The organism is Massilia timonae CCUG 45783 (assembly GCF_000315425.1).
Classification (GTDB): domain Bacteria; phylum Pseudomonadota; class Gammaproteobacteria; order Burkholderiales; family Burkholderiaceae_D; genus Telluria; species Telluria timonae.
This window is the reverse complement of the sequence record NZ_JH992924.1, coordinates 236,163-259,794: the sequence shown is the minus strand read 5'-3', so window position 1 is coordinate 259,794 and position 23,632 is coordinate 236,163. Positions and strand designations below refer to the sequence as shown.

Here is a 23,632-nt window from a genome sequence, read left to right as displayed (position 1 = left end):
CTTTGCCTTTTGTTAATACAAAACCAGTATGGAAAACATTTTATTTGTCGTTCTCGCCTTCTTCCTGGTGGCGCTGAACGGCTTCTTCGTGGCGGCCGAGTTCAGTATCGTCACGCTGCGCAAGACCCGCGTGCGCGCGATCGCCAAGACCACCGGCCTGCGCGGACGCATCCTGGCCAAGGTCCACGGCCAGCTCGACGCCTACCTGTCGGCCTGCCAGCTCGGCATCACCCTGGCCTCGCTGGGCCTGGGCTGGGTCGGCGAACCGGCCTTCGCCAGCCTGCTCGAGCCGGTGTTCGCCTTCCTTGGCGTCACCTCCGAGGAACTGATCCACGGCGTCTCCTTCGTGGTCGCCTTCTCGGTGATCTCCTTCCTGCACATCGTGGTCGGCGAACTGGCCCCCAAGTCGCTCGCGATCCGGCTGCCGGAATCGGTGGCCCTGTGGTGCGCGATGCCGCTGTACGGCTTCTACTGGGCGATGTACCCGGCGATCGCCGTGCTCAATGCCAGCGCCAACGCCGTGCTGCGCATGGCCGGCCTGGCCGGCGCCGGCGGTCACGACACCCACTACTCGCTCGACGAGCTCAAGCTCATCCTGCGCACCAATACCAACACCACCACGCCGGGCGAGCAGATCACCCAGGACGACCGCAACATCCTGGCCCAGTCGCTCGACTTCAGCACGCTGCAGGTATCCGAGCTGATGCGGCCGATCAACGAGGTCAGCGCCCTGTACGCCAGCCGCTCGCTGGAAGAGAACCTGGAAACCGTGCGCCGCAACCGCTTTTCGCGCTACCCGTATTTCGACGAGGAAGGCGAGGAGGTGCTGGGCATCATCCACCTGAAGGACCTGTATTTCGCGCTGCAGGCGGGCCGCCCGGTCACCGACCTGACGCAGTTCCTGCGCCCGGTCGAGTCGATCTCGGCGCGCACCCCGGCCCAGGACATCTTCCGGCGCTTCCGCGGCGGCGCGCCGCACTTCGCCCTGATCGGCGAAAAGGGCAAGCGCCCGGTCGGCTTCGTCACCCTGGACAACCTGCTGGGGGCGATGGTCGGCGAGATCCGCGACGAGTTCCGGATGAACGAAAACGACTGGCTCAAGCAGACCGACGGCACCTATATCGGCAAGGCCAGCCTGCCGATCTTCTCGCTCGAACGCCTGCTCGGGATCGACATCGACAACGAGCAGATGGGACTGGAAGACGTGGAATCGGTCGGCGGCCTGCTGATGGAAAAGCTGGGCGATATCCCGAAGCAGGGCCAGCGCATCGCGTTCCCGCATTTCGACGTCGTGGTCAAGAAAATGAACGGGCCACGTATTTTGCTGGTCAAAGTCATACCGCAATTGACCCGCGCAAATGAAAACGACGAGCGCGATTGAAACGTTTACGCCCCTTTCCACCCTGATTGCATGCTGCCTTTGCTGACTTTGCAGACAAAAAATGTTATTTTCAGTGCATGGCTGCGTGAAAATATTAGAAGGCATTAAATGTCCGTCAAGACTCGCAACAACGTCCACGTGACCGGCCAGGGAGCGGCCACGATGGTGTTTGCCCACGGTTTCGGCTGCGACCAGACCATGTGGCGCTTCCTCGCGCCCTGCTACCAGGACCGGTTCCGCGTCATCACCTATGACCTGACCGGCTCCGGCGGCTCTGACCTGGCGGCCTACGACCGCGCCAGGTACGCGTCGCTGCACGGCCATGCCGACGACCTGCTCGAGGTCGTGGAAGAGTTCGCCACCGGACCGGTCGTGGTGGTGGGCCACTCGGTCAGCGCCATGATCGGCATGCTGGCCACCATCGCGGCGCCCGGGCGCTTCGCCGCCCAGGCCATGATCGGCCCCTCCCCCTGCTACATCAACGATGGCGACTATGTCGGCGGCTTCAGCCGCGAAGACATCGGCGAGCTGCTCGACACCATGGAAGCGAACTACCTGGGCTGGTCGCGGAGCCTGGCCCCGGCCATCATGGGCGCGCCGAACCGGCCCGAGCTGCGCCAGGAACTGACCGACAGTTTCTGCCGCAACGATCCCGAGATCGCGCGCCACTTCGCCTGCGTCACCTTCCTGTCCGACCACCGGCCGGATGTGCCGAAGTCGACCGTGCCGGCCCTGGTCCTGCAGTGCAGCGACGACCTGATCGCGCCGCGCACGGTCGGCGAGTGGCTGCACCGGCACCTGCCCAGCAGCAGCCTGGCCGTGATCGACAACGTCGGCCACTGCCCGCACATGAGCGCGCCGACCGCCAGTTCGCGCGCGATCGACGTCTTCCTGGCGCAGACGCTGCGCTAGCCTTCGATGAACGCCGCCCTGCCCGCCGTCGATGCCTTTTACGAGCAGGCGGCGTGCGGGCTGCTGGCGACCGATGCCGGCGGCATGATCGTGCGCGCCAATGCCACCATCCATGCCTGGCTCGGCGCGCCATCCGACGCCCTGGCCGGCAAGCTGCGTTTCTGCGACCTGCTGTCGGTCGGCGCCCGCCTGTTCCACCACACCCGCTGCGTGCCGCTGCTGCAGCGCGAAGGCGCGGTGAACGAAGTCCAGGTCGACCTGCTCACCCTGGACGGCCGGCACCTGCCGGTGCTGCTCAACATCGTGCGCCACCCCGGCGCCGACGGCGCCTGGGTCGACCACTGGGCCGTGTTCAGGTCGAGCGGACGACACGCCTACGAACATGCCCTGCTCGGCGCGCGCAAGGTGGCCGAGGAAGCGCTCGAGGCCCAGCGCGCGGCCGACCTGCAGTTGCAGGCGCTGAACCTGCAACTGACGGCGGCCGACCGCCGCAAGGACGAATTCCTGGCCACCCTGTCGCACGAGCTGCGCAATCCGCTGGCGCCGATGCGCAGCGCGGTCGACGTCTTCAAGCTCAAGTACGGCAGCGGCGCCGACGAGCGCCTGCTGCAGGCCTTCGACCGCCAACTGCGCCACCTGACACGGCTGGTGGACGACCTGATGGACGTCTCGCGCATCACCCAGAACCGGATGCGGCTGCGGCGCACGGCGGTCGACCTGGCGCCGCTGGTGCGCGGCGCGGCGCAGGACATGGCCCCGGCCATGGCGGCGGCGCGCCATACGCTGCGCCTGTCCGTTGGCGACACGCCGCTGGTGGTCGACGGCGACGCCACGCGACTGGCGCAAGTGGTCATCAACCTGCTGGCCAATGCCGCCAAGTACACGCCGGACGGCGGCCAGATCGACGTCGAACTCACCTGCGCGGACGGGCACGCCGAACTGCGCGTGCGCGACAACGGCATCGGCATTCCGCCGGACGCGCTGGGCGCGGTCTTCAATATGTTCGCCCAGCTCGAACCGGCCCTCGACCGGGCCAGGGGCGGGCTCGGCATCGGGCTGGCGCTGGCGCGCGGCATCGTCGACCTGCATGGCGGCGCGATCCTGGTCGAGAGCGCCGGGCCCGGCCTGGGCAGCGAATTCACGCTGCGCCTGCCGCTGGTCGCCGGCTGCGCCGCGCCGGAAGCCGCCGCGGAACCGGCCGCGCCGGTCTCGCCCAGGCGGGTGCTGGTGGTGGACGACAACTTCGACACCGCCGAGACCATGGCGCTGGCGCTGGAACTGTTCGGCTGCGAGACGCGTATGGCGCACACCGCGGCCGCCGCGCTGGACGTCGCGGCCGAATTCGCGCCCGACGTCGCCCTGCTCGACATCGGGCTGCCCGACTACAACGGTTACGAACTCGCGCGGCGCCTGCGCGCCCTGCCGTCCGGCCTGGACATCACGCTCGTTGCCGCCACCGGCTGGGGCCAGGACAAGGACCGCACGCTGGCGCTGGACGCGGGCTTCGATCACCATTTGACCAAGCCGATCGATTTCGAGCAGCTGCGCCTGCTGTTACGATGAGCGCTTGTGAACTTCGAGCACGATCCATGACCATCCGGTTTTCCATGCTTCCCGGGCTGGCTGCAGGCCTGTTGTGCCTGGCTTCGCTGATGCATGCGGGCGTCGCCGCCGCCTGCGAGCGGCGCTATCCCGACGCCAACGGCGACGACCGCACCCGCCACGTCGCCCTGTCGGCGCGCTGGCCGGACGCCCAGATCCTGCAGAACCTGCGGCTGCAGATCGACCGCGCCGAGGTCAGGCAGAGCGAGAGCAGGGACGCGCTCAAGACCGAGTATGGCTACTTTGGGCGTTCGGTGACGATCACGCGCTCGGTGAAGAACGGCGTCGAGGTGCTGTTGCTGGAAAAAGGCAGGGACAAGCTGGTGTGGAAGCTGGGAACCTGTTGATTCTGGACGAAGCCGCTTCCGGCACCGGATACAACCGACCGGAAGCAGGACATCAAGACCGCGGACGGCGGATGAACAAGCCCAGCATGCCCACACCCAACAAAGCCATCGATGCCGGCTCGGGAATCACGCGATCCAGCGGCTCCACGCCGATGATTGGTGGCGGAAGGATGAACTCGCCGCCTGTGTAGGCGTGGAACTGGAGGTTATCGAGGCGATCAGTATTGAAGCTGATATGTGTGGCCATCGCGTCGCCATATGCCGAATAGACACGATAGCTACCCATGGTCCCAAGATGCGGAAAGCCGCAGAAACTCGGGTTGGTCGGGCAGTAAGGGTTACCGTTGCCGGAGACCCAAGTGTATGGTTCGTAAAACCCATCTTCGAACAACACATTCACTCCGCCGCCATCGACGTCATAGCGCGCTGCGTTAAACGAGATGTAGTACTTGTCGCTGCCCAGAGCTGCGCGCAGCTTGGCTGGGTCAATCGTCAGCTCCACTGGCCCTCCAAGGAAGGCGCCGCGCGGCGTATGCATGACATACTCGTTGCGAAAGCTCAGACCGTAGTCATGGTAGCCTTGGCGATTGTGGCTATCGCGCCCACCGCTATAGAAATCCCCGATCTGGCTGTGCGAAATGAATGCCTCGAAATCCAGAACGATGCTTCCGGCCTTGGCGGGAAGCGCGCTTGCCAGCAGCAGCGCGCCCAAAGCGCCGGTCAGTCGTTTATTCATGATCATCCCTATATTTGTTATGGAACAATCAACATAGCAAAATTCGCGCCAACTAAATTAGCTCAATGAAATTAACCATTTATCCCGACACAGGGATCGCACTGTAAAAATCTCCGACAATTGCCAGCTATTCGTGAGCATGATCCCCCTCGTGCTTAACGATCGGATCCTCGGTCCCGGTCCATTCGCTCATCAGCGAATAGCCAACCGCCAGCAGCACCGGCCCGATGAACATGCCGACGAAGCCGAAGGCGATCACGCCGCCCAGCACCCCGAGCAGGGTCAAGAGGAACGGCAGGCTGCTGCCGCGGCTGATCAGCATCGGCCGCACGACGTTGTCGACGCCGCTGATCAAGACCGTGCCCCAGATCGCCATGAAGATCGCCCAGCCCGTCTCGCCGTGGGCGAACAGCCACAGCGTCGCACCGCCCCACACCAGCGGCGGGCCGAGCGGAATCAGGGACGTCAGGAACACCAGCACCGACAGCAGCGGCACCGCCGGCACCCCGGCAATCGCGAAGCCGACCGCCGCCACCAGCGCCTGGGCCAGCGCCGTGCCGAGCAGGCCGTACATCACGCCGCGCACGGTCTGGCTGACCGTGTGCTGGATCGATTCGGCGCCCTCGCCCATCACCTTGCGCATCGTCACCGCGATCACGGCCAAGAGCGCATTGCCGTCGCGGTACAGGAAGAAGCTGACGAAGGCCGCCAGGCTCATCTGCACTACGCCGGTCCCGAGCATGATGCCGCCCTTGACCAGCCAGATACGGGCCGGCTCGATCATGCGCTGGGCCAGCGCCAGCATCTGCTCGCGGCTGGCGATCAGGTCGTGCAGGTAGGTGTCGATCGTTTCGCCGAGCAGGGGAATGTCGCGGATCCAGGCCGGCGGCGCCAGTTCGCGGTGCTCGACCAGGACGCGCAATTCGTTGAAGCCGCGCGCCACGTCGTCGCCCAGGTTGTAGGCCACCATCGACAGCGGGATGATGAACAGCAGGGTCAGGGTGAGCGTCATCGTCAGCGCCGCGATCGTGCGCTGGCCGCGCAGTTCGCGCAGCAGGCGCAGGTACAGGGGCCAGGTGGAGATGGCGACCGCGGCGGCGAACAGGATGGCCGGCAGGAAGGGACGCAAGACATAGAGACAGCCCAGCGTCAGCAGGACGACGATGGCGATGCGGGTATAGTTTCTTCCGGGTCGCGCTTCCATGCCGTCCTGTCATGAATGATGTTTACATCATCATAGCAGTTGGCGCAGGTCGTGGGCGATGAGCGCCGGGCCCTGGCCGTGGCGCACGAACAGGCGCAGGCGGCCCTGCTTGTCGAACACGAAGCTGCCGGCCGTGTGGTCCACGGTGTAGCTGCCGGGATCGGCGCCCGGCACCTTGGCGTAGAACACCTTGAACTCCTTGGCCACCTTGGCGGTCGCGGCGGCGTCGCCATACAGGCCGATGAAGCGCTTGTCGAAGGCCGGGACATAGTGCGACAGCAGCTCCTGCGTATCGCGCTCGGGGTCGACGGTAATGAACAGCACCTGCACGTCGTCGCTCGACGGGCCCAGTTCCTTCATCACGGTGGCCATCTCGGCCATCGTGGTCGGGCAGACGTCGGGGCACTGGGTGTAGCCGAAGAAGACCACCACCACCTTGCCCTTGAAGTCTTCGAGGGTGCGCGGCTTGCCGGTGTGGTCGGTGAGCGCGAAACCCTTGGCGTAGTCGACGCCGGTGACGTCGGTGTTGTGGAAGGCTGGCGGCTTGTCGCTCAATTTTTCGCAACCGCTTGACAGCAGCGCGACGGCCGTGAACCCCACTACGCTCAAGAATTTTTTCATGTCAGAACCTGAAGTAATGGTCGACCAACAAGGCCGCGAACAGCAGCGACAGGTAGACGATCGACCAGGTGAAGGTCTTGCGCGCCGCCATATCGCTGTAGTTGCGATGCACCCGCCAAGCGTGGCGCAGGAAGATGGCGTTGAGCGGCACCGCCGCCGCCAGGTAGATCAGGCCGCTCATGCCGACCGCGAACGGCAGCAAGGTGGTCGCGGCCAGGCCGATCGTGTACAGCCACACCTGCAGGCCGGTGAATTTCATGCCGTGGGTGATCGGCAGCATCGGCAGGCCCGAGCGGGCGTAATCTTCGCGCCGGTACATGGCCAGCACCCAGAAATGCGGCGGGGTCCACATGAAGATGATCAGGACCAGCAGCCAGGCTTCCATCGGCACCTCATTGGCCACCGCGGCCCAGCCCAGCGCCGGCGGCATGGCGCCCGACAGGCCGCCGATCACGATGTTCTGCGACGTGTTCGGCTTGAGCAGCAAGGTATAGATGAAGGCATAACCGACGAAGGTGACGAAGGTCAGCCACATGGTCAGCGGATTGACCAGCGTGTACAGGATATACATGCCCAGGCCGCCCAGCGCGACCGAAAAAGTGATCGTCTGCGACTGGCTCAGCTCGCCCGAGGCGGTGGCGCGGCGCGCGGTGCGCGCCATGCGCGCGTCGACCTCGGCCTCGACCAGGCAGTTTACCGCGAAGGCGGCGGCGGCCAGCAGCCAGATGCCGACCGTGCCGGCGACCAGCGTCTGCCAGCCGGGGAAGCCGTCGGTGGCGAGGAACATCCCGATCACGGCGCAGAACACCGCCAGCTGCGTCACGCGCGGCTTGGTCAGGGTCCAGTATTGCGAGAACCGGCTCGGAGGCTTGTGGATGGCGGTCTGGGTCGTCATTTAGGGTGCTTGCTGGCGCAACAAGGCATTGCCAAATTCGGGCGCCGGAGCGGCGCGGGCCGCGTCGAGTTGGAACTTCACCCGGTAGTTTAACATGGTCACCAGAATGACAAGCAGGGCGGCCCCGGCGTTATGCATGACGGCGATCGCCAGCGGGAAGTCGAAATACACGGTGGCGATGCCGGTGAACAGCTGCACGACCATCACCAGCAACAGCCGGCGCGCGGTCGTGCCTACCTCAGGCAGATGCCAGGCGCGCCAGGCCGCCAGGCCCAGCACCAGCACCACCGCCAGCGCGAACGCCCGGTGCACCCAGTGGATCGCCACCAGGGCCGAGAACGGCAGGTAATGGCCTTCCTTGGTCATGCCCAGCTCGCGCCACAGGTGGAAACCATGCTCGAAGTCGAGTTCCGGCACCAGCGCGCCCTGGCACAGCGGGAAGGTGTCGCAAGCCATGGTGGCGTAGTTGGTGCTCACCCACCCGCCGAGCGCGATCTGCGTGACCAGCACGACCGCCGCCAGCAGCGACAGGATGCGCAGGCCGCGCAGGCGGCGCACGAGATCGCGCATTTGCTCCATACCGCGCGCCAGCGGCGGCGGCTTCAACAGATAGTCTTCGCGGCAGCCCATCCATACCAGCATCGCCAGCAGCATCATGCCCAGCAACAGGTGGATGGTGACGATCACCGGCTGCAGCTTGAGGGTGACGGTCCAGGCGCCGAAGGCGCCCTGCACCAGCACCGAGACCAGCAGCGCCAGCGGCATGGCCGGCTTGAAGACCTCGTTATGGGTGCGGCGCCATTGCTTGACCGAGGTGAACAGCAGCGCCAGGATCAGCGCGCCGATGCCCATCGCCAGGTAGCGGTGGATCATCTCGATCCATGCCTTGGCGACGGTCACCGGGCCGGTCGGCATCGCCGCTTCGGCGGCGGCGATGTGCTCATGGGCCAGGAAGGGATTGGCTTCGCCATAGCAGCCCGGCCAGTCCGGGCAACCGAGGCCCGAATCGGTCAGGCGGGTGAAGCCGCCGAACACGATCAGGTCGAAGGTAAGGAACACCATCACCCAGACCAGCTTGCGGTATTTATTGGGGTCGGCCGACATCCAGACGATCGCCAGCGGCAGGCTGGCGACAAGCAGCCCCATCAGGAGCAGGTGAAGCAGTGAAGACAGATCCATGTGTTTCTTTTAACTGTGACTGTGAAGCGCTAGCTGTAAGGCTCAACCGATGGACGAGGCCTTGAGCAGCTTGACGATGTCCTTGTAGACGCGGCCCGGTTCCGGCTGGTAGGGGAAGCGCATCATGAGGTTGCCGAGCGGGTCGATCAGGTAGATGTGGTCGCCCATCTTCTGGCCCGGCGCGACCGGCAGCCATTGCGCCACCGTCGCGGCGGGCGCGCGCAGCAGTTCCATGCCATCGTATTCGCGCATCAGGACGGTATCGAGCGGCTCCTTGTCGGTGATCAGCCAGACGCGCTCCATGCGGTCCATGTTCTTGCCCTGCATGGTGCGCCACTGGCGCATCGCGTACAGCTGGCGCTGGCACTCGTCGTCGCAGGCGCCGCCGCCGACGCGCAGCATGACCCACTTGCCCTTCAGGTCGGCAAGGGTGCGCGGCTTGCCGTCGAGCGTGGTGGTGGCCATCTCGGGAATCGGCAAGGTGCGCGCGTCGAGGATGGTGCCGTAGTTCGTGCGGCCATCCGGCTTGACGATATAGAACGTGATGTAGGACACGATGATCGGCAGCGCGCAGATCAGCAGCACGAACAGCAGTTTCATGCGCCCACGGCGGCGCGCAGCCTCAGGGGCCTTGGGGTCAGCGATTTGTTCTTGAGCCACGTCGAAATCCCGTCATTACATAAAAAATCAGGGCCAGCGCCGCCAGTGCATACCACTGGAAGGCGTAGCCGCGGTGTTTGTCGATGCCCGCGGAAGGCACGGGCCAGTCGCGGCCGAGCGCATCGCGCCGGCCGGCGGCCTGGGTCTGCTGCACCAGGAAGGGCTGCAGCTTCAGGCCACTGGCCGCGGCGAGCGCCTCGGGCGTCAGGTTCTGGACCAGGGCGCCGGGCGCCAGCGGCGGCTCCTCGCCCAATTCCATCACCTTGCCGGCGCTCGCGACGATCCTGCCCTTGAGCAGGAGCGGGCCGGCGGGCGTGGCGAACGCGGGCAGCTTGCCGTATTCGGCCCCGGCGGGTCGCGGCAGCCAGCCACGCAGCACCAGCACGTGCGTGTCCGAACCCGCTATTTTAAACGGCATTGCGAGATAGAACCCGGACTGCGCTCCGGACCGGGTCGTCATCGGGCGATTGGCGAGGAAGACCGGCCAGCCGGCGACGAACTCACCCTGCAGGCGCACGGTCCGGAATTCGTCATCCGGGCCGATCCTGGTGGAAGGCGTGAGTTCGAGCGGCGGCTCGGCGGCGCGCGCCAGCTGGCGCGCCTGCAGTCCGGTCTTATAGGCGGCCCGGCCCTGTTGCCAGTTGCCGAGCAGGATGCCGATGATGGCCACGACCACGGCCGCGGCGAAGGCGACGGGGCGAAAACGGAAGCCGAACCGCATTACAATGAAGCCTCAACCTTTCGCGGGTCCACCATGAAAATCTTCGTCGCCATCGCCTTCGTCCTGATCCTGGCCAGCCTTGGCTCGGCCCTGTTCTTCCTGATGCGCGACAAGGGACGCAGCAACCGCACCGTCAATGCGCTGGCGCTGCGGGTGGGCCTGTCGATCGTGTTGTTCCTGTGCCTGCTGGCGGCGCACCAGCTGGGGTGGATCGCGCCGACCGGCTTGCGGTAAGGTGGGCGGGTTCCCCGCCCACGCGTTCAACCTACGCTTGCGTCACAACCAATATACAACAACGTACAGCCCCAGCCACACCACGTCGACGAAGTGCCAGTACCACGCGGCGCCTTCGAAACCGAAGTGGTTATCCGCCGTAAAGTGCCCTTTCATGACGCGGTACAGGATCACCGCCAGCATGATCGCTCCCATCGTCACGTGGAAGCCGTGGAAGCCGGTCAGCATGAAGAAGGTCGAGCCGTAGATGCCCGAGGTCAGCTTCAGGTTCAGGTCCCGGTAGGCGTGCATGTATTCGTAGACCTGGAAGCCCATGAAGACCGCTCCCAGCAGGATGGTGGCGGCCAGCCAGAACGCGGTCTTGCCGCGATGCCCGGCGCGCAGGGCGTGGTGGGCGATGGTCAGCGTCACGCCCGAGGTCAGCAGCAGCGCGGTGTTGATGGTCGGGATCGGGAATGGTCCCATGGTGCGGAAGCCGTCGACGATGTGCGCCGGGCCGGTGTTGCCCCATTGCGCCGAGAAGTCGGGCCACAGGATCTGGTGGTCGAGGTCGGCCAGCCAGGGCATGCTGATCGCGCGCGCGTAGAACAGCGCGCCGAAGAAGGCGCCGAAGAACATCACCTCCGAAAAAATGAACCAGCTCATCGACCAGCGGTAGGACAGGTCGATGCGCTTGCCGTACAGGCCCGATTCGGATTCGCGGATCGCGTCGCCGAACCAGAAGTACAGCACCACCAGCATGGCGACGATGCCGGCCAGGCACACGGGCGGCGCCCATGACATGCTGTTGACCCAGCCGGACGCACCGGCCATCGTCACCAGCATCGACAGGCCGGCCAGCAGCGGCCAGCGCGACGGGCCGGGGACATAATAGTAAGGCGCGGCGCCTGGGGAACTCACTGGTGACGAACTCATGTTTATCTCCTCTGTGATGCTATTGTTGTTGCGTCTACGTTGCCGACACTGCGAACCGCACCGCCAGCATGATCAGTCCGATGAAGATCGCGACCCCGATCAACCCGGCGACGATCACGTGGATCGGGTTCAGGTTGGCGGCATCGCTCTCGTAATCCTTGCGCTTGCGTACGCCGAAGAAGGACCAGAACACGGCCTTCATGGTGGCGAGAAAATTCGCCTTGCGCTCGTGTGGCTTATCCATTCTTCGCCGATTTCGCCGGCGCCGCCGCCGCCTTGAACGCGCCGCCGATCTCGAAGAAGGTGTACGACAGCGTGATGTTCTTCACTTCGCGCGGCAGCTTGGGATCGATGAAGAACACCACCGGCATCTGGCGCGCCTCGTTCGCCGCAAGCGTCTGCTCCTGGAAGCAGAAGCAATCGACCTTCATGAAGTGCGGCGTGGCCGACTGCGGCGCATAGCTCGGGATCGCCTGGGCCTTGACCGCCCTGCCCTGGGTGTTGACCACCTCGTACATGACGGTGGCCAGCTCGCCCGGGTGCACGTCGATGCTGCGCGTGGTCGGGCGGAAGCGCCACGGCCCCTGCGAATTGCCGTCCAGCTCGATCGTGATGGTGCGCGATGTATCGACCTGGGTATTGGTCGGCGCCGCCACGAACTCGCCCTTCTGGGTCAGCACGTTAATGCCGAGCACCTCGCAGATCTGGCGATACACCGGCACCAGCGCATAGCCGAAGCCGAACATCGCGATCGCCACCACCACCAGCTTGCCGAGCGTGGTGCGGTTCAGGCGCAGGAGCTTGCTGTTCATGCGCGCCTCCCGGATCAGCTCAGCAGCGTGAACTTGACGAACACGCTGGCGAAGAAGAACAGCGCCAGGCCGCCCACCCACAGGGCGGTGCGCAGATTGTTCGGTTTACGCGGGCTCATCACTTCACCAGCGGCGGGTGTTCGAAGGTGTGGAACGGCGCCGGGCTCGGCACCGTCCACTCCAGGCCTTCCGCGCCTTCCCACGGCTTGGCCGGCGCCTTGGCGCCGCCGCGGATGGTCGGCAGCACCACCGCGAACAGGAAGTACACCTGGCTGAAACCGAAGCCGAAGGCGCCGATCGACACGATCATGTTGAAGTCGGTGAACTGCACCGCGTAGTCGGCGTAGCGGCGCGGCATGCCGGCCAGCCCCAGGAAGTGCATCGGGAAGAAAGTGATGTTGAAGGTGATGAGCGAGAGCCAGAAGTGGATCTTGCCGCGGCCTTCGGGATACATATGGCCGGTCCATTTCGGCGCCCAGTAATAGAAGCCGGCGAACAGCGCGAACAGCGAGCCGGCCACCAGCACGTAGTGGAAGTGGGCCACCACGTAATAGGTGTCGTGCACCTGGATGTCGATCGGGGTCACAGCCAGGATCAGGCCGGTGAAGCCGCCCATGGTGAACACGAAGATGAAGCCGACCGCGAACAGCATCGGGGTCTCGAAGGTCATCGAGCCCTTCCACATGGTGGCGACCCAGTTGAACACCTTCACGCCGGTCGGCACCGCGATCAGCATGGTGGCGTACATGAAGAACAGTTGCGAGGTCACCGGCATGCCGGTGGTGAACATGTGGTGGGCCCAGACCACGAACGACAGGATGGCGATCGAGGCGGTGGCGTACACCATCGAGGCATAGCCGAACAGGGGCTTCCTGGCGAAGGCCGGGATGATCTGCGAGACGATGCCGAAGGCCGGCAGGATCATGATGTAGACCTCGGGGTGGCCGAAGAACCAGAAGATGTGCTGGTACATGACCGGGTCGCCGCCGCCGGCTGCGTTGAAGAACGAGGTGCCGAAGTGGCGGTCGGTCAGGGTCATGGTGATGGCGCCGGCGAGCACCGGCATCACGGCGATGAGCAGGTAGGCGGTGATCAGCCAGGTCCAGCAGAACATCGGCATCTTCATGAGGGTCATGCCCGGCGCGCGCATGTTCAGGATGGTGACGATGATGTTAATCGAGCCCATGATCGACGAGGCGCCCATGATGTGCATGGCAAAGATCGCCATGTCCATGCCGATGCCCATCTGGGTCGACAGCGGCGCATATAAAGTCCAACCCGCCGCAGTCGCCCCGCCCGGCACCAGGAAGGAACCGGCCAGCAGCAGCGCGGCCGGCGGCAGCAGCCAGAACGAGAAGTTGTTCATGCGCGCGAACGCCATGTCCGAGGCGCCCACCTGCAGCGGCAGCATCCAGTTGGCGAAGCCGACGAAGGCCGGCATGATCGCGCCGAACACCATCACCAGGCCGTGCATGGTGGTGAGCTGGTTGAAGAATTCGGGACGCACGAATTGCAGGCCGGGCTGGAACAGCTCGGCGCGGATCATCAGCGCCAGCACGCCGCCCGAGAGCAGCATGACGAACGAGAACCAGAGATAGAGGGTGCCGATGTCCTTGTGGTTGGTGGCGAACAGCCAGCGGCGCCAGCCGTGTGGATGCTCGTGGTGTTCGTCGTGGGCGTGGTCGTGGCCGTGTGAGTGATCGTGGCCGTGGTCGATCGTCGTGGTGCTCATGTCGTTACCCCTGCATTATTTGCGTGCGGCCAGGACTTCGGCCGGTTGAACGATATTTTCCGCAGCCTTGTTCGACCAGGTATTGCGGGTATAGGTGATCACGGCGGCGATCTCGGTATCGGACAACTGTTTCCAGGCCGGCATCTCGGTCGGGAACTTGCCGCTCTTCTGGCCATTGAGCAGGATGTCGATCTGGTGCTTCTTGTCGCCCAGCACGTTCGGCGAACCGTCCAGCGCCGCGAAGGCGGCGGGCACGCCCTTGCCGTTGGCCTGGTGGCAGGCCACGCAGTTGGCGGCATAGACCTGCTCGCCGCGGGTCTTGAGCTCGTCGATGGTCCAGGTCTTGGTCGGATCGTCGGCCAGCGCCGCCATTTCCTTCTTCTTGCCCTCGACCCAAGCGGTGTACTCGGCGTCGGTCACCACGCGCACCACGATCGGCATGAAGGCGTGGTCCTTGCCGCACAGCTCGACGCAATTGCCGCGGTAGACGCCGGTCTTCTCGGCGCGGAACCAGCCGTCGCGCACGAAACCGGGGATGGCGTCCTGCTTGATCGCGAACGCCGGAATCGTCCAGGCGTGAATCACGTCGTTGGCGGTGAACACCATGCGGATTTTCTTGTTCACCGGGACCACCATCTCGTTGTCGACCTCGAGCAGGTAGTTTTCGGTGCGCGCTTCGGTGGGCTTGACGCCCGGCTCGCCGATCTGCGAGCGCGGCGTGGCCAGGTTCGACAGGAAGGAGATGCCTTCGCCCTCGCCTTTCAGGTAGTCGTACCCCCACTTCCACTGCATGCCGGTGGCCTTGATGGTGAGGTCGGCATTCGAGGTGTCCTTCAGGGCGACCACGGTCTTGGTCGCGGGCAGCGCCATGCCGATGACGATCAGGAACGGGACGATCGTCCAAGCGATCTCGACGGCGGTGGATTCGTGGAAGGTGGCGGGCTTGTGGCCGAGGGATTTGCGGTGCTTGAACACCGAATAGAACATGACGCCGAACACGCCGAGGAAGATCACCAGGCAGACGATCATCATCCAGTTGTGCAGGGAATAGATGTCGGCGCCGACGGCGGTGACGGGGGCCTGCATATTGAGCTGGTGCTCGAGAGGCCGGCCCGTGAGCGGCTGTTGCTGCGCCAGGGCTGGCGTGGCGCCGGCTGCTGCGAGTACGGCAAGGCCGTACAGCACGGCCTGAAGTCGCGTTGCATATGTCATGTATGTCCCCAACCACCCTAAAAATAAGAATATTTTTAAACGGGCCCAGCAATTTCGTGAACGAACCGTGCCCGCTCCTACTGATCGCAGAGGGCTTGCCGGGTCGTCCCGCGAAATTGCGCTGCGGAATGGTGGGAAACCATCTCGCCCACCTGGCAATACGTTGCTGCCAGGACCGGGCGACTCTGCGACTGCTGCAATTCTTTTTCTACTTTTCGTCCAAATCTGCCGCTTTTTTAAGCGATTCTATTGGCCGGACGGAAAAAATAGCAATTGATTATATCTAAAGCACTAATTTTTATTCAAGGAAAATCGGCCGTCTTATCAGATATGCCATGCGAGGCGGATATCAGGGCTTGCGGGGCTGGAAGCGCACGATGGATTCACCCGAGGCGGTGGTGCGCGGCGCAGGGCGGAAGGCGTGGCCGTAGATGACTTCGAAGGTCAGGCCCAGCTTGCCGTCCGGGCGGCGTTGCGCCTCGAGGGCGTCGAGCAGGCGCTGCCAGGCCGCGCGGCCGATCAGGCCGCGGCGGCGCGATTCCAGCGGGTTACCGCCCAGCGCCCGCACGTCGGCCAGCAGCGCCTGCGGCGTGTCGTAGGTGACCGTGATGCGTTCCATGTCCATCACGGGCGTCGAGAAACCGGCCGCGACCAGCTGGTCGCCGAAATCGTGCATGTCGACGAAGGGCAAGGTGTGCGGATAGGCGTCGAGCGCGGCGAAAGCGGCGCGCAGCTCGGTGAAGGTATCCGGGCCGAAGCAGGAAAACATCAGCAGCCCTTCGACCCGCAGCACGCGGCGCCACTCGGCGAACACGCGATCGGGCAGCGGGTGCCAATGCAGCGCCAGGTTCGACCACAGCAGGTCGAGCGAGTTCGGTCCGAACGGCAGGTTGCCATAGTCGCCGCACAGCACGTCGACGCCGGCCTTGGCCGGCATCAGGCGGGTCAGCAGCTGGTTCAGCGCGCCGCCCTGCGCTACCGGCCCCCTGGCCGCGCGCGCCATGGCCCCCGCCCCGTCGAGGCCCAGGATCTGCGCGGCCGGATAGGTTTTCTGCAACAAGCCCAGGTCGGCGCCGGCGCCGCACCCGGCATCCAGCACCTGCCTGGGAACGATTTTCACCAGGCTCAGGCGCTCGTGCATGCGTTCGGCGATCTCGCGGCGCAGGAAATCCGATGGCGCGATGCGTGCGGGACGCGCGAACAGCTCGCGCACGCGGGGCAGGTCGATCGGGGCGCTCAGCCTGGACGGGGATTGAGGAGAAGCCATGGGATGCAAGTCGAGATGAGATAATGTTGGCAGTTTAACCGGTTGTGGGAAGTCGAGCCGATGCTGGACCTTCGCGCACTGCCCGGCCGCCTGCTGGGCGCCATGCTGCCGTCCGCCTGCGCCTTGTGCGGAGCTTACTCGGACCGGGCCGTGTGCCCGGCTTGCGAGCAGGCCTACGTCCTGCCCGTGACGCGCTGCCCGTGCTGCGCCAATCCGGCAGGCAGCGCCGACCTGGGCCGGCATTGCGGCGCCTGCCTGGCGGACAGCCCGGCTTTCGACGCCACCGTGGCCGCCTGCGACTACGCGGCGCCGCTCGACAGCCTGGTGCTGCAGCTGAAATTCGGGGCCCAGCTGGCGCTGGCGCCGTGGATGGCGCGCATGCTGCACGGCGCCGTCGCACGTGCGGCGCCAGCGTTGCCCGACGTGCTGTGCCCGGTGCCGCTGGGCCCGGCCCGCCTGGTCGAGCGCGGCTACAACCAGGCGCTCGAGGTGGCGCGGCCGCTGGCCGGCGCGCTGCGCGTAGCCATAGCGCCGCGGCTCTTGCAGCGGGTGCGCGAAACCCCGGCGCAGTCGAATGCCGCGCCGGGCGAGCGCAAGAAGAATGTGCGCGGGGCGTTCGGGGTGAACGCCGCGGGCGACGTGCGCGGACGCCATGTGGGCGTGGTCGACGACGTCATGTCGAGCGGGCATACGCTCGATGAAGTCGCGACCGTCCTGAAGCGGGCCGGCGCCGCGCGCGTCACGAACTTCGTGTTCGCGCGCACACCGCCGCATGCATGAATTATCACTGAGGAGAAGTACCTTGTTTCACGTCGTCCTGGTCGAACCAGAAATCCCGCCGAATACCGGCAATGTGATCCGCCTGTGCGCCAACGCCGGCGCCCAGCTGCACCTGATCGAACCGCTCGGCTTTCCGCTGGACGACGCCAAGATGCGCCGCGCCGGGCTGGATTACCACGAATACGCCAATATGCAGGTGCACAAGGACTGGGACGCCTTCCTGGAGACGGTCAAGCCCGATCAGGCGCGCATGTTCGCGCTCACTACACATGGCTCGTCGCCGTTCGCCGAGGCGCACTTCCAGCCGGGCGACGTGTTCGTGTTCGGGCCGGAGTCGCGCGGCCTGGCGCCGGCGTTTCGTGAGACCTTCCCGCCTGAGCAGCGCATCCGGCTGCCGATGCGGCCCGATAATCGCAGCCTGAATTTGTCGAATACGGTGGCGATCGTGGTGTACGAGGCCTGGCGCCAGAACGGTTACCAGGGCGGGGCTTAGGTCAGGACGCAGGCTTGGCACGCGTATACATCCCGACCGCCTTGCCGTATATCTCGGTGTCCGCTTCATACGTCAGGCCAAGGCGCTTGGCAACGCGCAGCGACGATGCATTGGCTGAAGCGATGAGCGCCCGCACTGTTGGTTCGCGTCGGATCTCGAGCGCGTGGCTCAAGGCTGCCGCCGCCGCTTCGTTCGCGAATCCCTGGCCCCAAAAGGCACGATAGGTATTCCAGCCAAGCTCCATCACGGTGGATTCCTCGCGGAAGAACGCGCCGACACTTCCGACGAGTCGACCGGTCTTCTTTTCCTCGACAGCCCACCATCCTGCGCCATGGATGAGCCATAGTCCCGCTTGTGAACAGAAGATGCGCCAAGCGGCGTGGCGGTCAGCCGGGACCAGGTGGGCCGAGCTGACGGGGTCGGCGAGATGCGCTGCGAACGCATCAAAATCCTCGCGCCGATATTCACGCAGCATGAGTCGCTCCGTGTGAAGGCATGGCACAGAAGTGATGAACTCGCTATTCATGCGCTGGATTCCATGTAATGGTGCCGGATTATTCATGCGTCGTCGGCCACAAGATTACCTCAAGCGTGCGATCAACTCCGCATGCTCGGGCCAATCCTGCTTGAGTAAGCTTTCATCCCCGATCTCGAATTCTTCGAACTCGAAGCCCGGGGCTACCGTACAACCCACCAGGCTGTAGCCCTCGGGCTCCTCGCATTCCGCCGCGAACCAGCGCCCGGCCGGAACCAGCGCCTGGAACTGCGCGCCCTTATGCCGCAAAGGATTGCCGAGCCTGAGAACGCTGAGCCCTCCACCTGGCTCCAGGACATAGATCCGAATCGGCACACCGTCATAAAAATGCCACATCTCGTCCGACCGGATCCGATGCCAGGTTGACCTTTCCCTTCCGCGAAGAAGGTAGTAGATCGCCGTCGAGGCAGAACGGCTGACCGCGTCCCCTTCCCTGTTCACGCGGTGTTGACTTCGGTATGTCTCCTTGAAATGGCCTCCTTCCGGATGCGGCATGAGCGACAGCAGAGAGATCAGATTGTCTGAACTGGTTTCAAGCGTCATGGGCGTCTCGCAGGTCAAGAGATAAGCGTTTCTCGAAAGGGTATATGCCAACGCAGGGAAAAATCAAACTCAGGCCACGCCCCCGCAAAAAGCCCCGGCACGAAACGCCAGCGCGCAAAAGCGTTCGCCGATCAGGCGATGCGCTTCCGCCTCGGGATGCAGCTCGTCGGGCAGAGGATAACGTACATTGTCCTCCAGGCCGTAAAGCTCCCTGCCGTCGAGGTAATGGATATTCGCATCGGCCGGCGCCCGCTGCTGGACAATCTTCTGCAACTGCTCGCGAATCACGCCCAGGGTCAGCTTGCCCTGCCGGCGCTCGGCGTCGTTGCCCATCGCCCGGAACAGCAACGTGCCTTTTTCCAGCGCCTTGCCATCGAACATGGTCGGCCCTGGCGTCGTCTCATGGATCGGGCACCAGGTCGGCGAGACCACCAGCAGCGGCGTCGTTGGATGCCCTTCCCTGATCGTATCGAGAAAGCCGTGCACGGCCGGCCCGAAGGCGCGCAGCCGCATCGCGTCCGTGTTGACGAGGTTGATCCCCAGCTTGAGGCTGATCACGTCGGCCGGCAAGTCGCGGATCGTGCGCGCCGTGAACGGGTCCAGCAATGCGCTGCCGCCCAGGCCAAGATTGAGCAGGTCGACACCGGCCAGCCGCGCGGCCACGGCCGGCCAGATGCCGGTCGGGTTGGTCGCGTTCGAGCCCTGGCTGATGGAGCTGCCATGGTGCAGCCAGCGGCGCTTGCCGGACGCCGCCAGCGGCGCGACCGGCGCATCCGCATCCAGCGCCACCAGCTCGGTCGTCTCGTCATGCGGCAGCCAGATTTCGATCGTTTTGTCGCCTGGCGGCAGGCCGGCAAAGCGCAGCCGCTGCGGTTCGCCCGGCAGCATCTTCGCCGCACCGGACAGCACGTCGATGTCCATGATCTTGCCGCCCGGCGCGCTGGCCTGCTGCGCCAGGTGGCCGTCGACGAGCAAGTCATAGATGCCGTCCGGACGCGGCGCCATGGCGCCGTAGCGGCGCTTGGTCGGCAAGACAATCAGTTCCACGATCGTCGCCGCGGTGCGCAGCGCGACGCGCACGCCGGAAGGCTGCGCTTCCACCATCGCCAGTTGCGGATCCTGGCACTGGGCGCGTGCCCATGCGGGCAGGCGGTGCGGCAGCAGGCCCGCTTCCGTGCGCTCGAGTTCGACGGCGCCATGGACCAGGTCGGACGTGATCGGTGAATGGAAAGGCAGCGTCATCGCGGTATTCCTTGGAGTATTTATGCAGCGCTCATTATAAGGACCCCAGCCGTTGACACCGGCGTCGCCGATGCGTAGTTTGCTCATCCATTGCCTGCCCTGGAGATCGCCGCGTGCCGAGATCGCCGATGCCCTCCCGCCGCCGCCTGGCGCTCGCCCTCGCCTCGCTCGGCCTGCCCGCGCTTGCCCGCCAGCCGGTCGTCAACGACGCGACGCAGCTGAACCCGGTGGAGGTCGAGCGCATCCTCGTTCCGCGCACGGTGGACGAGATCGTGGCCGCGCTGCGCGCGTACGCCGGTCCGGTCTCGATCGGCGGCGCCCGCTACAGCATGGGCGGCCAGATCGCCGCCGACCGTTCGCTGCACCTCGACATGCGCGGCTTCGACCAGGTAGTCCGCTTCGTGCCCGCCGAGCGCAGCATCACGGTCCAGCCGGGCATCACCTGGCGCCGCATCCAGGCCATCATCGACCCGCACGACCTGGCGCTGCAGGTGATGCAGTCGTATGCCGATTTCACCGTGGGCGGCTCGCTCGGCGTCAATGCCCACGGCCGCTACGTCGGGCAAGGCCCGCTGGTGTCGAGCGTGGAAGCGATCCGGCTGGTGCTGGCCGACGGCGCGGTCATTGCCGCCAGCCCCACCCGCAACAGCGAGCTCTTTTACGGCGCGATCGGCGGCTACGGCGGCATCGGCGTGATCGTCGAAGCGGCGCTGCGCCTGGCCGACAATGCAGCTCTCGAGCGACGCTCGCGCGTGATGCCGCTCTCGGACTACCGGCAATTCTTCACGGCCCGTATCGGCACCAATCCAGATGCCGTGATGCACAACGCCACCCTGTACCCCGACGATTACACGCTGGTGCGCGCGGTGACCTTCGAGCGCACCCGCCGCACGGTGACGCTACCGAACCGCCTCACCGCCATCGGCGGCGACTACCGCATCGAGCGCCGGCTGCAGGAAGTGATCTCGGCTTCGCACTGGGGCAAGGAGCTGCGCCGGCGCGTCCTCGAGCCGCTGCTCTATTCCACGGATTCGGTCGAGTGGCGCAACCACTAGGCCGGCCTCGACATCCATTCGCTCGCGCCGCTGGCCGGCGCCGGGACCGCGTACGCGCTGCAAGAGTATTTCGTGCCGGTAGCGGCGATGGAACGCTTCGCCGAGCGGCTGCGCGCCATCCTGCGCCAGCACCAGGTGAACGTCATCAACGTTTCGATCCGCCATGCGCGCAAGGACCCCGGCACCCTGCTGGCCTGGGCTCGCAGCGACGTGTTCGCCTTCGTGCTGTACTACCGCCAGCAGACCGCGCCGCGCGACCGCGACGCGGTGCGCGCCTGGACCCGCGAACTGGTCGACGCCGCGACTGCGCTGGGTGGTTCTTACTACCTCCCCTACCAGATCCATGCGACCGTGGCGCAATTCCACGCCGCCTATCCGGATGCCGAACGCTTCTTCGCGCTCAAGCGCAGGGTCGACCCGGCGTACAGGTTCCGCAACAAGCTGTGGGACGCGTACCATACGGGTTGATCCAACCAATGAAACGAAAGCCCACACCATGCTGATACGTGTCTTCACGACCGATGACCAATCCGAACCTTCCCTGGCCATGGAAACGCAGGTCGACGCCGCCGCGCTGATGGCGATGGCGCAGCCGCGCGCAGCCGAGGCGCGCGAACGTGGGGCCGAATGGACCGCGGGCGCCATCCCCTTCTTCGTCCAGGAACTGGTCGATGCGCTGCAGGCGGGCAAGCCCGCCCGGGAAATCGAGATGCAGGCGACGAACGCCGCGATGGCCGCATGGCTCTACGACTCGGTCCACGATGGCGTGAGCGCGGAAGTCTTCGCCGGATGCGACCTGGTGTTCACGCAGTCGGCGGGCGGCGTGGTGCAATACGACCGCCTGCCTAGCGCGGCAGGCTGAAGCGACGGTCAGCCGCGTATCCGCGCCACCAGCTTGGTGGTCGAGCGGTCGTGCTCGAAGTCGATCGCCACCGCCCGGCCGCCATAGGCCAGCACGGCCTTGCCTTCCGGGATCTGGTCCATCACGTAATCGCCGCCCTTGGCGTAGATGTCGGGCCGACCCTCCTGCACCACCTCCAGGGCCGTGTCCTCGTCGAACTCGACCACCAGGCTCACCGATTCCAGCGCCGCCAGCACCGCCATGCGGTCGGCCAGGGTGTTGTGCGGACGGTCGTCGCCCTTGCCCAGGCGCTTGACCGAGGCGTCGGTGTTCGCCGCTACCACCAGCGAGCCTCCCAGCTCGCGCGCCTGCGCCAGATAGGTCACGTGGCCGCGGTGCAGGATGTCGAACACGCCGTTGGTCAGCACGACCGGTTTCGGCAATGCGGCGATACGCGCGGCCAGCTCGGCGCGCGTGCAGATCTTGTTTTCGAATGCAGGCATAAAGTAGAAATAAAACGGATATCAGGGTTTGGGCGGTTCGTCGTCTGGTTCTTCCTCGATCGCCATCGACAGCTCGGCCGGCCGCGCGGCGGCGGCGCCCGGCTCGCGCCGTTCGCCCGACAGCTTGATCTGCAGGCGCAGTCCGTTGGCCGAGTCGGCATTGCGGATCGCCTCGTCGTAGCCGATCAGGCCCTTGTTATACAGCTCGAACAAGGCCTGGTCGAAGGTACACATGCCCAGTTCGCGCGACTTGTGCATGATCTCCTTGATGTTCTGGAAGTTTCCCTTGAGGATCATCTCGCCGATGGTCGGCGTGTTCAGCAGGATCTCGATGGCCGCCTTCCGGCCTTTTCCATCCTCGGTACGCACCAGGCGCTGCGAGACGATGGCGCGCAGGTTCGACGACAAATCCATCAACAGCTGGTTGCGCCGCTCCTCCGGGAAGAAGTTGATGATCCGGTCCATCGTCTGGTTGGCGTTATTGGCGTGCAGGGTGCCCAGGCACAGGTGGCCGGTCTCGGCGAAGGCGATCGCGTGCTCCATGGTCTCGGTGTCGCGGATCTCGCCGATCAGGATCACGTCCGGCGCCTGGCGCAGCGTGTTCTTCAGCGCGTGGTGCCACGACAGCGTGTCGACGCCCACTTCGCGGTGCGTCACCAGGCACCCCTTGTTCTTATGGACGTACTCCACCGGGTCTTCCACCGTGATGATGTGGCCGGCCGAGTTGCTGTTGCGGTAGTCGATCATCGCCGCCAGCGTGGTCGACTTGCCGGAACCGGTGCCGCCGACGACCAGCACCAGGCCGCGCTTGGTCATCACCACGTCCTTGAGCACCTCGGGCAGGTCGAGCTTGTCGAAGTTGGGGATCTCGGAGGCGATGGTGCGCACCACCATGCCCACGCTCTGCTGCTGCACGTAGACGTTGACGCGGAAGCGGCAGACGCCCGGCAGCGAGATCGCGAAATTGCACTCCATCTCGGCCTCGAACTCGGCGCGCTGGCGCTCGTTCATGATCGACAGCGCCAGCGCGCGCGTGACTTCGCCGGTCAGGCGCTGCTGGCTGAGCGCCTTCATCGCCCCCTGGTGTTTAATGCTTGGAGGAAAGTCAGCCGAGATGAAGAGGTCGGAGCCGCCCTGGTGATGCATCACCGTCAAGAGCTTGTGGATATAGGCCTGGGCTTCCGCCGGGCCGAACGTCGAAGACATGCGG

Annotated in this window: 28 protein-coding genes; 10 read left to right on the top strand and 18 right to left on the bottom strand. The window is 65.2% G+C overall.

What is annotated here, in order from left to right; all coding sequences use genetic code 11:
* The first annotated feature begins 28 nt into the window (after nt 1–28).
* The 4 genes from HMPREF9710_RS16330 to HMPREF9710_RS16315 all read left to right on the top strand — a co-directional run bounded on the left by HMPREF9710_RS16330 (nt 29) and on the right by HMPREF9710_RS16315 (nt 4,242).
* Entirely contained in the window at nt 29–1,381 is a 1,353-nt protein-coding gene (locus tag HMPREF9710_RS16330) for a hemolysin family protein (RefSeq protein WP_005668137.1), read from the top strand.
* Between the two features lie 108 nt (nt 1,382–1,489).
* Nucleotides 1,490–2,293 carry an alpha/beta fold hydrolase gene (locus tag HMPREF9710_RS16325; protein WP_005668136.1) on the top strand — a complete coding sequence of 268 codons (804 nt, stop codon included), beginning with the start codon at nt 1,490–1,492 and terminating at the stop codon, nt 2,291–2,293.
* A 6-nt stretch (nt 2,294–2,299) separates the two neighbouring features.
* Nucleotides 2,300–3,856, top strand: a complete 1,557-nt coding sequence (locus HMPREF9710_RS16320) for a hybrid sensor histidine kinase/response regulator (RefSeq protein ID WP_005668134.1) — start codon at nt 2,300–2,302, stop codon at nt 3,854–3,856.
* A 26-nt stretch (nt 3,857–3,882) separates the two neighbouring features.
* Nucleotides 3,883–4,242 carry a hypothetical protein gene (locus HMPREF9710_RS16315; RefSeq protein WP_005668133.1) on the top strand — a complete coding sequence of 120 codons (360 nt, stop codon included), beginning with the start codon at nt 3,883–3,885 and terminating at the stop codon, nt 4,240–4,242.
* A gap of 52 nt (nt 4,243–4,294) precedes the next feature.
* Here HMPREF9710_RS16315 and HMPREF9710_RS16310 read toward each other — a convergent pair whose 3' ends face one another.
* The 7 genes from HMPREF9710_RS16310 to HMPREF9710_RS16280 all read right to left on the bottom strand — a co-directional run bounded on the left by HMPREF9710_RS16310 (nt 4,295) and on the right by HMPREF9710_RS16280 (nt 10,258).
* Nucleotides 4,295–4,978, bottom strand: coding sequence for a PEP-CTERM sorting domain-containing protein (locus tag HMPREF9710_RS16310; protein ID WP_005668132.1), 684 nt, complete (start codon nt 4,976–4,978; stop codon nt 4,295–4,297).
* A gap of 127 nt (nt 4,979–5,105) precedes the next feature.
* Nucleotides 5,106–6,182: an AI-2E family transporter gene (locus tag HMPREF9710_RS16305; RefSeq protein WP_005668131.1), complete on the bottom strand. Its 1,077-nt coding sequence runs from the start codon at nt 6,180–6,182 to the stop codon at nt 5,106–5,108.
* A gap of 30 nt (nt 6,183–6,212) precedes the next feature.
* The gene (locus tag HMPREF9710_RS16300) at nt 6,213–6,803 is read right to left on the bottom strand and encodes an SCO family protein (protein WP_005668130.1); all 591 of its coding nucleotides are present in this window, start codon (nt 6,801–6,803) and stop codon (nt 6,213–6,215) included.
* Between the two features lies 1 nt (nt 6,804).
* Entirely contained in the window at nt 6,805–7,698 is an 894-nt protein-coding gene (gene cyoE, locus HMPREF9710_RS16295) for a heme o synthase (protein WP_005668129.1), read from the bottom strand.
* Nucleotides 7,699–8,877 (bottom strand): COX15/CtaA family protein, encoded by a 1,179-nt coding sequence (locus HMPREF9710_RS16290; protein ID WP_005668127.1) that lies wholly within the window; start codon nt 8,875–8,877, stop codon nt 7,699–7,701.
* Nucleotides 8,878–8,919: 42 nt separating this feature from the next.
* Complete coding sequence (locus HMPREF9710_RS16285; protein WP_051205127.1) at nt 8,920–9,537, bottom strand: redox-active disulfide-containing membrane protein; 618 nt, start codon at nt 9,535–9,537, stop codon at nt 8,920–8,922.
* On the bottom strand, nt 9,515–10,258 hold the full coding sequence (locus tag HMPREF9710_RS16280) for an SURF1 family protein (RefSeq protein ID WP_005668125.1): 744 nt from the start codon (nt 10,256–10,258) through the stop codon (nt 9,515–9,517). The genes HMPREF9710_RS16285 and HMPREF9710_RS16280 overlap by 23 nt, the downstream gene beginning before the upstream one ends.
* Nucleotides 10,259–10,291: 33 nt before the next feature.
* Here HMPREF9710_RS16280 and HMPREF9710_RS16275 point away from each other — a divergent pair, with 33 nt between their 5' ends.
* Entirely contained in the window at nt 10,292–10,492 is a 201-nt protein-coding gene (locus tag HMPREF9710_RS16275; RefSeq protein ID WP_005668124.1) for a twin transmembrane helix small protein, read from the top strand.
* A 42-nt stretch (nt 10,493–10,534) separates the two neighbouring features.
* On the opposite strand, the gene HMPREF9710_RS16270 is transcribed toward HMPREF9710_RS16275, so the two are convergent.
* From HMPREF9710_RS16270 to HMPREF9710_RS16245, 6 genes are all read right to left on the bottom strand, one after another.
* Nucleotides 10,535–11,407, bottom strand: coding sequence for a cytochrome c oxidase subunit 3 (locus HMPREF9710_RS16270; RefSeq protein WP_005668122.1), 873 nt, complete (start codon nt 11,405–11,407; stop codon nt 10,535–10,537).
* 34 nt (nt 11,408–11,441) lie between these two features.
* Entirely contained in the window at nt 11,442–11,651 is a 210-nt protein-coding gene (locus HMPREF9710_RS16265; RefSeq protein ID WP_005668121.1) for a DUF2970 domain-containing protein, read from the bottom strand.
* Complete coding sequence (locus HMPREF9710_RS16260; protein WP_005668119.1) at nt 11,644–12,219, bottom strand: cytochrome c oxidase assembly protein; 576 nt, start codon at nt 12,217–12,219, stop codon at nt 11,644–11,646. Before HMPREF9710_RS16260 ends, HMPREF9710_RS16265 begins: the two co-directional genes overlap by 8 nt.
* Nucleotides 12,220–12,337: 118 nt before the next feature.
* A complete protein-coding gene (gene ctaD / locus HMPREF9710_RS16255; protein WP_005668117.1) occupies nt 12,338–13,951 on the bottom strand; it encodes a cytochrome c oxidase subunit I in 1,614 nt (537 codons plus the stop codon).
* Between the two features lie 15 nt (nt 13,952–13,966).
* On the bottom strand, nt 13,967–15,163 hold the full coding sequence (coxB, locus tag HMPREF9710_RS16250; protein WP_005668116.1) for a cytochrome c oxidase subunit II: 1,197 nt from the start codon (nt 15,161–15,163) through the stop codon (nt 13,967–13,969).
* A gap of 349 nt (nt 15,164–15,512) precedes the next feature.
* Nucleotides 15,513–16,430 (bottom strand): methyltransferase domain-containing protein, encoded by a 918-nt coding sequence (locus tag HMPREF9710_RS16245; RefSeq protein ID WP_005668114.1) that lies wholly within the window; start codon nt 16,428–16,430, stop codon nt 15,513–15,515.
* Nucleotides 16,431–16,490: 60 nt separating this feature from the next.
* Between HMPREF9710_RS16245 and HMPREF9710_RS16240 the strand changes: the two genes are divergently transcribed.
* Nucleotides 16,491–17,210 (top strand): ComF family protein, encoded by a 720-nt coding sequence (locus HMPREF9710_RS16240; RefSeq protein ID WP_005668112.1) that lies wholly within the window; start codon nt 16,491–16,493, stop codon nt 17,208–17,210.
* Between the two features lie 22 nt (nt 17,211–17,232).
* A complete protein-coding gene (trmL, locus tag HMPREF9710_RS16235) occupies nt 17,233–17,703 on the top strand; it encodes a tRNA (uridine(34)/cytosine(34)/5-carboxymethylaminomethyluridine(34)-2'-O)-methyltransferase TrmL (protein WP_005668110.1) in 471 nt (156 codons plus the stop codon).
* A gap of 1 nt (nt 17,704) precedes the next feature.
* Here trmL and HMPREF9710_RS16230 read toward each other — a convergent pair whose 3' ends face one another.
* From HMPREF9710_RS16230 to HMPREF9710_RS16220, 3 genes are all read right to left on the bottom strand, one after another.
* The gene (locus HMPREF9710_RS16230) at nt 17,705–18,178 is read right to left on the bottom strand and encodes a GNAT family N-acetyltransferase (RefSeq protein ID WP_005668107.1); all 474 of its coding nucleotides are present in this window, start codon (nt 18,176–18,178) and stop codon (nt 17,705–17,707) included.
* A gap of 105 nt (nt 18,179–18,283) precedes the next feature.
* Nucleotides 18,284–18,781, bottom strand: coding sequence for a cupin domain-containing protein (locus HMPREF9710_RS16225; RefSeq protein ID WP_005668106.1), 498 nt, complete (start codon nt 18,779–18,781; stop codon nt 18,284–18,286).
* A gap of 69 nt (nt 18,782–18,850) precedes the next feature.
* Nucleotides 18,851–20,023, bottom strand: coding sequence for an SGNH/GDSL hydrolase family protein (locus HMPREF9710_RS16220; RefSeq protein WP_005668104.1), 1,173 nt, complete (start codon nt 20,021–20,023; stop codon nt 18,851–18,853).
* 128 nt (nt 20,024–20,151) lie between these two features.
* Here HMPREF9710_RS16220 and HMPREF9710_RS16215 point away from each other — a divergent pair, with 128 nt between their 5' ends.
* The 3 genes from HMPREF9710_RS16215 to HMPREF9710_RS16210 all read left to right on the top strand — a co-directional run bounded on the left by HMPREF9710_RS16215 (nt 20,152) and on the right by HMPREF9710_RS16210 (nt 21,940).
* Entirely contained in the window at nt 20,152–21,078 is a 927-nt protein-coding gene (locus tag HMPREF9710_RS16215) for an FAD-binding oxidoreductase (RefSeq protein ID WP_005668102.1), read from the top strand.
* Between the two features lie 72 nt (nt 21,079–21,150).
* Nucleotides 21,151–21,546: an FAD-binding oxidoreductase gene (locus HMPREF9710_RS28410; RefSeq protein WP_371855234.1), complete on the top strand. Its 396-nt coding sequence runs from the start codon at nt 21,151–21,153 to the stop codon at nt 21,544–21,546.
* 28 nt (nt 21,547–21,574) lie between these two features.
* A complete protein-coding gene (locus tag HMPREF9710_RS16210; RefSeq protein WP_005668099.1) occupies nt 21,575–21,940 on the top strand; it encodes a hypothetical protein in 366 nt (121 codons plus the stop codon).
* An 8-nt stretch (nt 21,941–21,948) separates the two neighbouring features.
* Here the strand turns inward: HMPREF9710_RS16210 and HMPREF9710_RS16205 are convergent, their stop codons facing one another.
* Both HMPREF9710_RS16205 and HMPREF9710_RS16200 read right to left on the bottom strand, forming a co-directional pair.
* Nucleotides 21,949–22,422, bottom strand: a complete 474-nt coding sequence (locus tag HMPREF9710_RS16205; protein WP_005668097.1) for an adenylyltransferase/cytidyltransferase family protein — start codon at nt 22,420–22,422, stop codon at nt 21,949–21,951.
* A 21-nt stretch (nt 22,423–22,443) separates the two neighbouring features.
* Nucleotides 22,444–23,628 (bottom strand): PilT/PilU family type 4a pilus ATPase, encoded by a 1,185-nt coding sequence (locus HMPREF9710_RS16200; RefSeq protein ID WP_005668095.1) that lies wholly within the window; start codon nt 23,626–23,628, stop codon nt 22,444–22,446.
* Nucleotides 23,629–23,632: the final 4 nt, after the last annotated feature.